Annotated in this window: 10 protein-coding genes and 1 pseudogene; 10 read left to right on the top strand and 1 reads right to left on the bottom strand. The window is 54.8% G+C overall.

The features are described from left to right. Position 1: 1 nt before the first annotated feature. The 8 genes from dprA to CF137_RS14025 all read left to right on the top strand — a co-directional run bounded on the left by dprA (position 2) and on the right by CF137_RS14025 (position 5662). Positions 2 to 1117 carry a DNA-processing protein DprA gene (dprA, locus tag CF137_RS13990; RefSeq protein WP_139719741.1) on the top strand — a complete coding sequence of 372 codons (1116 nt, stop codon included), beginning with the start codon at positions 2 to 4 and terminating at the stop codon, positions 1115 to 1117. After that, entirely contained in the window at positions 1110 to 1583 is a 474-nt protein-coding gene (locus CF137_RS13995; RefSeq protein ID WP_042018000.1) for a DUF494 family protein, read from the top strand. The genes dprA and CF137_RS13995 overlap by 8 nt, the downstream gene beginning before the upstream one ends. A gap of 55 nt (positions 1584 to 1638) precedes the next feature. Next, complete coding sequence (locus CF137_RS14000) at positions 1639 to 2196, top strand: DNA topoisomerase family protein (RefSeq protein ID WP_101323351.1); 558 nt, start codon at positions 1639 to 1641, stop codon at positions 2194 to 2196. A 73-nt stretch (positions 2197 to 2269) separates the two neighbouring features. After that, entirely contained in the window at positions 2270 to 2773 is a 504-nt protein-coding gene (purE, locus tag CF137_RS14005; RefSeq protein ID WP_068978272.1) for a 5-(carboxyamino)imidazole ribonucleotide mutase, read from the top strand. A 134-nt stretch (positions 2774 to 2907) separates the two neighbouring features. Next, entirely contained in the window at positions 2908 to 3468 is a 561-nt protein-coding gene (tsaC, locus tag CF137_RS14010; protein WP_139719743.1) for an L-threonylcarbamoyladenylate synthase type 1 TsaC, read from the top strand. A 103-nt stretch (positions 3469 to 3571) separates the two neighbouring features. Continuing rightward, positions 3572 to 4480 (top strand): oxygen-dependent coproporphyrinogen oxidase, encoded by a 909-nt coding sequence (gene hemF, locus CF137_RS14015; RefSeq protein ID WP_139719745.1) that lies wholly within the window; start codon positions 3572 to 3574, stop codon positions 4478 to 4480. A gap of 103 nt (positions 4481 to 4583) precedes the next feature. Further along, positions 4584 to 5405, top strand: coding sequence for a shikimate dehydrogenase (gene aroE / locus CF137_RS14020; protein WP_139719747.1), 822 nt, complete (start codon positions 4584 to 4586; stop codon positions 5403 to 5405). Next, positions 5402 to 5662, top strand: a complete 261-nt coding sequence (locus CF137_RS14025; protein WP_139693134.1) for a DUF1488 family protein — start codon at positions 5402 to 5404, stop codon at positions 5660 to 5662. The genes aroE and CF137_RS14025 overlap by 4 nt, the downstream gene beginning before the upstream one ends. A gap of 774 nt (positions 5663 to 6436) precedes the next feature. Here CF137_RS14025 and yihA read toward each other — a convergent pair. After that, complete coding sequence (yihA, locus tag CF137_RS14030; RefSeq protein WP_042017989.1) at positions 6437 to 7093, bottom strand: ribosome biogenesis GTP-binding protein YihA/YsxC; 657 nt, start codon at positions 7091 to 7093, stop codon at positions 6437 to 6439. Between the two features lie 142 nt (positions 7094 to 7235). On the opposite strand from yihA, the gene CF137_RS14035 reads away from it, so the two are divergent. Further along, entirely contained in the window at positions 7236 to 7853 is a 618-nt protein-coding gene (locus CF137_RS14035) for a c-type cytochrome (RefSeq protein WP_162511937.1), read from the top strand. 125 nt (positions 7854 to 7978) lie between these two features. Further along, a pseudogene (locus tag CF137_RS14040) lies at positions 7979 to 8135 on the top strand (IS1595 family transposase); the annotation flags it as partial.

An 8135-nucleotide genomic window follows, 5' to 3' on the forward strand; every position in this document is an offset into this window, starting at 1 on the left:
CGTGACTTATCCAGATGAGCGTCTGGCGCTCTGGCTGACCCTGGATGCAGTCGCCGGTATTGGCCCGGTGACTGCTGCCCGCCTGCTGGAGCGGGTTGGGAGAAGCATTGATGCGCTGTTTCAGTGCGACGAAACAGAGCTTCATGGCTTGGGGCTATCCTCGGAGCAGATAAGGCAATTGCGGTGGCCATCACCAGTTGTCGAGCAGAGCCTGGCTTGGGCGGCACTGTCCGGTAACGCCCTGATCCCGCAAGATCATCCGGTTTATCCTCCCTTGTTACGTGAAATTCCCGCCGCCCCTTTGCTGCTCTACTGTCGCGGCGATCTTGCTGCCCTGTCACTGCCTCAGTTGGCGATGGTCGGGACGCGCCATCCTACCTATGCCGGCAAGGATAATGCGTCCCGTCTCTGTGGCGAGCTGGTTGGGTATGGGTTGGCCATCACCTCGGGCCTTGCGCTCGGTATCGATGGTGTCTGCCATCAGCAGGCGCTGGCTTGTAGTGGCATCACCCTTGCGGTGTTGGGGTCGGGTCTCGACAGCCTCTATCCCAAACGCCATCAGGGGTTGGCCGGCCAGATTCTGGAGAATGATGGTTTGCTTATCTCCGAGCTGGCGCCCGAGAAAGGGCCGCTCGCTGAACATTTTCCTCGGCGCAACCGTATTATCAGTGGACTCTCTCTGGGCACCCTGGTGGTGGAGGCGACCGAACAGAGCGGTTCATTGATCACCGCCCGTTATGCATTGGAACAGGGGCGCGAGGTGTTTGCGGTGCCCGGCGCGCCACAAAATGCCCAAGCCATAGGGTGCAACAGATTAATTCAGCAGGGGGCCAAACTTGTGCTGAGTGCGGCCGATATAGTGGAAGAGCTGCCTGAGTGGAGCGTTCGGTCGCAGTGGCCGGCTGCATCATCTGAGCAACAGCATAATAGCGAATTGCCTTATGCCGATTTGTTGGATAACGTAGATTATGAGACCACGAGCGTGGATACCGTTGCCGAGCGGGCCCAGCTTCCTGTCGAAGTGGTATTAGGCAGGTTGGTAGAGCTGGAGCTGGCCGGTGCAGTGATGGCGGTAGCCGGTGGATACGTCAGAGCGAGGAGGGCGAATCATGTTTGATGTATTGATGTACCTTTTCGAGACCTACATCCACAGCGATGCAGATGTGATGGTCGAGCAGGATGAGCTCAGCGACGAGTTGACTCGGGCCGGTTTCGATAAAGATGAAATCGACAAGGCACTGAATTGGCTGGAGCGACTGGCCAACTTGCACGATAGCGAACGGGAGATCTATGTCACCGCCAGCGCGCAAGGCTCGATGCGTATCTATGCCCCGCAGGAGCTGGCTCGCCTCGGCACTGAGTGCCGTGGTTTCCTGCTCTTCCTGGAGCAGGCTCAAGTATTGAATGCCGAAACCCGCGAGATCTGTATCGAGCGCCTGCTCGAGCTGGATAAGCCGGATATCGAGCTGGATGACCTGAAGTGGGTCGTCATGATGGTGCTGTTCAACGTACCGGGCAGTGAAAATGCCTACCAGCAGATGGAAGAGCTGGTGTTTGATGAGTCAGACGGCGTCATTCACTGACAGTCCGGTGCCGCGCTGGTAGAATTCAGGCCATCTGGATTTCAAGGCGCGGCCCATGTCAAAAATCGATCATCACCTCTTTTCAGCCCACGAACATGCCTTCGAGCGCGAGCCGTGCCCGCAGTGTGGAGCCGAACTGGTGATGCGCCAGGGCAAGCATGGCCTGTTTCTTGGCTGCTCCACGTACCCTTCCTGTGACTATATCCGCTCCCTGACACCATCCGGCCGCGACATCGAAAAGGTGCTTGAAGGCTCTGCCTGTCCCGATTGCGGACAGCCGTTGGCGATCAAGAAGGGGCGTTACGGTCTGTTTGTCGGCTGCACCCACTATCCGGCCTGTCAGCACATCGCATCCTTGCAGGAGAGTGACGATACCCAGATCCTCTGCCCCGCGTGCGGCAAGGATCATCTGGTGAGCCGAACCTCCCGCTATGGCAAGCAATTTTACTCCTGTGATGGGTATCCCCATTGCAAATATGTGGTGAACGACAAGCCGATCCCCATGCCGTGCCCTGCGTGTGGTTGGGGCATCATGGTCGAGAAAAAAGTGCGGGGAAATCTGCGCTGGGTCTGTCCGCAAAAGAAATGCGGCCACCAAAGTGAGCGGGTATAATCGCGCCGCCGCAAGCAGATAAAAACGTTTTCGGTGAACATCATCCCCCACTTGGAGTAAGGACATCTTCACCATGAGTAAACCCTTTGTTGCCGTCTTGATGGGCTCTGATTCTGATTTTCCGGTGATGCAAACCACCCTTGAGGTGCTCAAGTCGTTTGATATCACTGTGGAAGTTAAAGTGACCTCCGCGCACCGCACTCCGGCAGCGACCCATCAGTATGTGACTGATGCCGAGGCCCGTGGCTGCAAGGTCTTTATCTGTGCGGCCGGTCTGGCTGCTCATCTGGCTGGTGCCGTTGCTGGCATCACCACTCGCCCGGTGATCGGCGTGCCTATCGATGGCGGCCCGCTCAAGGGGCTGGATGCGTTGCTCTCTACCGTGCAGATGCCGGGCGGTGTACCGGTGGCGACGGTGGCAATCGGCAAGGCCGGCGCCAAGAACGCAGGTTACCTGGCCGCGCAGATGCTGGCGGTGGCTGATGATGAACTGGCGGTCAAGGTTCGTGCTGAACGGCAGAAGAATGCCGAAGAGGTAATGGCCAAGGATGCCGCTCTGCAGGCTCTACTCAAATAAGTCGGTTGGTCGCGATCTGAAGATGACGTATTTTTCTGTGCTTCAGCCAGCACGTCTATCCGCCATGATCGCTGCCACCTTGATTCAATTTGCAACCAAGTGATGAGGCGGCAGCCAGACTGCCGCATTTTTATATGCCAAACAAATTTGAACTCGCAGTTACCGCTCTCCAGCAGGATGGGGTGATTGCCTACGCAACCGAAGCCGTGTTTGGCTTGGGTTGTGATCCTGACTCCGAGGTTGCGGTGCAGCGGCTGCTGGCCATCAAGCAACGCCCGGTGGAGAAGGGACTGATCCTGATCGCGGCAGATCTGGAACAATTGCAGGATTATATCGATTTGAGCCTGCTCACCTGCGAACAGCTGGCACGGGTTGAGGCTAGCTGGCCCGGCCCTTTCACCTGGATCATGCCGGCCCGTGCGACGACACCGGCCTGGCTGACCGGACAGTTCGACACCCTGGCGGTGCGCGTCACTGCCCATCCTCAGGTACAGGGGTTGTGCCGCGCCTTTGGCAAGCCGCTGGTCTCCACCAGTGCCAACCTGACCGGTGAGGAGCCGGCCCGCCGGGTGGCCGATATCGGTGAGCTGCTGGCAAGCAAACTGGCCTACATCCTGCCCGGCGAAGTCGGAGGGAATGCCAATCCGTCCGAAATCAAGGATGCGCGCACTGGTTCCATTATTCGCCCCTCCTGAGCGGGCGGGGCATGCTGATTTACCGTCATGGTGATGAGATCATGACGTGATACCACAACAAAAATGGACAGGACGTTCAAGATCCTGCCTGACTGGAGACAAGATGAGCAAACCGGATGTGGCCCAGGTCAAGGCCTTCCTGTTGCAGTTGCAGGATGAGATCTGCCGTGGTCTGGAGCTGGCTGACGGCGGCGGACACTTTGTGGAAGATAGCTGGAGCCGTGAAGGCGGTGGCGGCGGCCGCACCCGGGTGCTGCGTCACGGTGCTGCGATCGAACAGGGGGGCGTCAATTTCTCCCATGTCTATGGCGATGCTATGCCTGCCTCTGCTACGGCCCATCGCCCCGAGTTGGCCGGTCGCAAGTTCGAGGCGATGGGTGTGTCGCTGGTGATTCATCCGCACAGCCCCTATGTGCCGACCAGCCATGCCAACGTCCGTTTCTTCATTGCCGAGAAGGAAGGCGAAGAGCCGATCTGGTGGTTTGGCGGTGGTTTCGATTTGACGCCCTTCTACCCGTTTGCCGAAGATGTGCAGCACTGGCATCAGGTCTCCCGTGATCTTTGCCAGCCTTTTGGTGATGAGATCTATCCCGAGTTTAAATCCTGGTGTGATCGTTACTTCTTCCTCAAGCATCGCAACGAGACTCGAGGGGTCGGTGGCCTTTTCTTCGACGATCTGAATCGCTGGCCCTTTGCCGACTGCTTCGCCTTTATGCAGGCGGTAGGTCGGGGTTATCTCGATGCCTACCAGCCGATCATTGAGCGACGCAAGGCGCAGCCCTTTGGCGAGCGGGAGCGGGAGTTCCAGCTCTATCGCCGCGGTCGTTATGTGGAGTTCAATCTGGTGTATGACCGGGGCACCCTGTTCGGCTTGCAGACCGGCGGACGTACCGAGTCGATCCTGATGTCGATGCCGCCACTGGCACGTTGGGAGTATGACTGGCAGCCGGAAGTGGGCAGCCCGGAAGCCTTGCTCTACAGTGACTACCTCACGCCACGAGAGTGGTTGTGACCCGAGGGGCCATGATGGCCCCTTTTTGCTGGCCGATATTCGGCTTGTTCCTGAGTGCGAAAACCCGTTAAATCGGAATATTGCCCTCTGATGGAACTCTTTGATGGATCGTTATCTGGTTTTTGGCCACCCGGTGCGCCACAGCAAGTCCCCCTTCATTCATACCCTGTTTGCCAGACAAACCCAGCAAGAGCTGGAGTATGGGCTGGCCGAGCCTGCCGTCGACGAGTTTGCTGACACCCTGCACAGCTTCTTTGCCGAGGGAGGGAAGGGGTGCAATGTCACCGTGCCCTTCAAGGAGCAGGCATTCGCGCTGGTCGATCAGTTGAGCCCGAGAGCCAAGCGGGCGGGCGCAGTCAATACCATCAAGCTGACCGATGATGGCGTACTGCTGGGCGACAATACTGATGGCGCAGGACTGGTTGCCGATCTTAAAGCTCATGGTGTGACGTTGGCGGGCAGCCGGATCTTGCTGCTGGGGGCTGGTGGGGCGGCCCGCGGTGCATTGGCGCCGCTGCTGGCCGAGAAGCCGAGTGAGCTGGTGATTGCCAACCGTACGCACGGGAAAGCGCAACAACTGGCTGCCGAATTTCACGATCTGGGTACGGTCACTGCCGAGACCTATGAGTTATTGACTGGGCGATTCGATCTCATCATCAACTCCACTTCGGCCAGTTTGCAGGGTGAGCTGCCGCCGCTGGCTCCCGCCATTATCCATGCGGATATTGCCATCTACGACATGATGTACGGTGCAACGCAGACTCTTTTTATTCGCTGGGCCAAACAGCATGGTGCACGGCTGGCAATGGATGGACTCGGCATGCTGGTGGAGCAGGCAGCGGAAGCCTTTACCGTGTGGCGTGGAATCCGTCCAGGGACTAAACAGGTATTGAGAGAGTTGAAACGTAATCTGGGGATCCTATGAACCAAAGCATTTTGTTTCCCGACCTGATGGAGTGGCAGGCTAGCGAACAGCGGGTGCGTTTTCCCGCCCAGCAAATGGGGGCGCTGATAGATTGTTACATCAGCCAGCGGCGACTGGAGAAAATGACGGGTCTGGTGTTGACCAAGGAAGATGACATCGTCAGAGCCTTCGAAAGTGTGCGCTTTGACATCGAGGATGTTGCAGAAAAACTCATTGAAGAACAAGAGTTTGCTGAGGATGGCGCCATCTACCTCTGATCTTTTAAAGTTTTTTTGTTTTGTAGCGGAACTACTTTGAAATGGTGCTGACTAACTAGATAGTTGAGGTAGTGCTAGCTAGTCACCTTTATAACTCCCCGGTATTCGTACTGGGGATTTTTTTATCTGCATGAAAATAAAAGATTTTTTCTTAACCTGTGAATTGTGAAACTAAATTACAGAAATTACTTTCACTTTCTGCTGCTTTGTCGTACAGTTATCTGCGTAGGGTACAGAGGTAAGATGTTCTATCTTTCAGACCTTTTATTTCACGTAATTGAATGTAGCTGAATAGCTGCCCCGGTGAGGTTCTCGTCGGGGTATTTTTTTATGGGTGGCGTTTAGAGTAAATGCTTTAAAATACTGGTGCGTTTGATAGAATAAGGCTGCTGCTTGAGGGATACCTGTCGTCTGGTACTCTAAATTCAGCTTCTTCTCAATTTTTGAACTTATTGTTTCAGGCTGGATGGCATCACTGTCGTCCGGCCTCATTTTTATCCGTCGCTTTAAGTTGTGTAATTTAATTTCATATTTTGAGATTTTTTGTTATTTGGCTTGGTGTTAAAAGAACAAAGTTGAAAACGCTATCAGCATAAAATCATGTTAATTCTCGATGCGAAATTTTAATCTAACCATATGAAAAATATGAATTAATTTGTTTTTATTGGATTTTGGAATTGAGATGATGCCGCAATAACAATGAAAGCGGCAATCTGAAACCCTTTCAATCAGCGGAGGAGTACTCCGCTAATTGCAAGGACGGCGAGGAGTAGATTATTCCCCGGCGGGTTCGTGTTGATCGGCGTCTGCGAGTTGTTGATCATCACCGCTGAGATACCATTCGGTGAGAGTTTGTTCCAACTTGTCCAAACCAATGTTGGTAGTAGACGAGAAGGCGGCCACCTGGATCTGTGAGCCCAGATTGGCAACGGCTTGGCGCACCTTGATCACCTGATTATTGCGCGGACCCGGACTCAGTTTGTCGGCCTTGGTCAGCAGCAGCATCACAGGTAGATCACGGTGGGAGCTCCACTCCAGCATGTTCATGTCGGTATCTTTGAGCGGGTGGCGAATATCCATCAGGATCACCAGACCTTTCAATGATTCACGACACTGCAGATACTCTGCCAGTGACTTTTGCCACTTGAGCTTCATTTCTAGCGGAACTTGCGCATAACCGTAACCCGGCAGGTCGACCAGGCGCTTGCCCGGCTCCAGTTCAAACAGGTTGATTAGCTGGGTTCGACCGGGTGTTTTACTGGTACGAGCCAGGTTCTTGTGTTTAGTTAAGGTGTTCAATGCAGATGACTTACCGGCGTTGGAACGGCCGGCAAACGCGATCTCGACACCCCCATCATTTGGCAGGTGGCGGATGTCGGGTGCGCTGGTCACAAAATGCACCTTATTGAAATTCAGAGTTTGTGTATCCAACGTAAATTCCCCATGGAGATAGAGGGTTATAGAGTTACTTTTTTGTAAAATGGTGTAAAATAGCGTCGCTTAAACGCGTTTATTTTAACATGCCTTCAGCGGCATGGGATCTGGAAGCCTAATAACGAAAAGTTGGAACGCCATGAAGAACCTAGTCATTACTCTTGCTCTGATGGTTGGCGTAACGGGGATGGCACAAGCCAAGGGCGATGCCGCTGCGGGACAAACCAAGGCTGCCGTTTGTGCGGCGTGTCATGGACCGGACGGAAACAGCCTGATTGATATGTACCCCAAAATTGCTGGTCAGCATGCATCATATATCAAAAAGCAGTTAGTTGAACTGAAGGCTGCCGCTTCTGGTCAAATTGGCCGGGTTGCACCTGTGATGGGGCCCATGGCATTGCCCTTGTCGGAACAGGACATGGACGACCTGGCGGCTTACTTCTCCAGCTTGAAAGTCACCCCGATAGCCGTGCCTGACGACGTGGTCGAAGCTGGCAAGGCGCTCTATATGGGTGGTGATATGAGCCGTGGTTTGGCGGCCTGTACGGCTTGCCATGGCCCCCGAGGCTCGGGTGTCGAACAGGCCAAGTATCCAAGCCTGTCCGGCCAGCATCCTGCTTATATCAAAGCTCAGCTCACCGCATTTCGTGCAGCTGCGCGGGATAACGACCCCAATGGTATGATGCGGGACGTTGCCAAGAAGCTGACTGATCAGGATATCGAAGTCCTGTCTAAATATGTGGCGGGTCTGCACTGATACCGCCGATATGGTCGATTTGAGTTGAAACGGGGAGCCTTTGCTCCCCGTTTTTTATGGCTCTGTCCCAATTATGTGTTGAAAGGCTAAGCTTGAAGTAGGCCATCACCTTGAGGTCTACCATCATGGATACCCCAGCCTTTCAACACCTGTTGTCTCTCTTTCCACAGCTTACCCTGCGCCAACGCCGTGTTGCCCGGCAGGAGCTCACTGCGCCCCACGCCATTACCTCACTCAATACCCAGTTACCGGCATGCTGTGGCTGCCCACATTGTCAGGCCG

Origin of the sequence: Aeromonas sobria, assembly GCF_006243315.1 — a bacterium.
Classification (GTDB): domain Bacteria; phylum Pseudomonadota; class Gammaproteobacteria; order Enterobacterales; family Aeromonadaceae; genus Aeromonas; species Aeromonas sobria_A.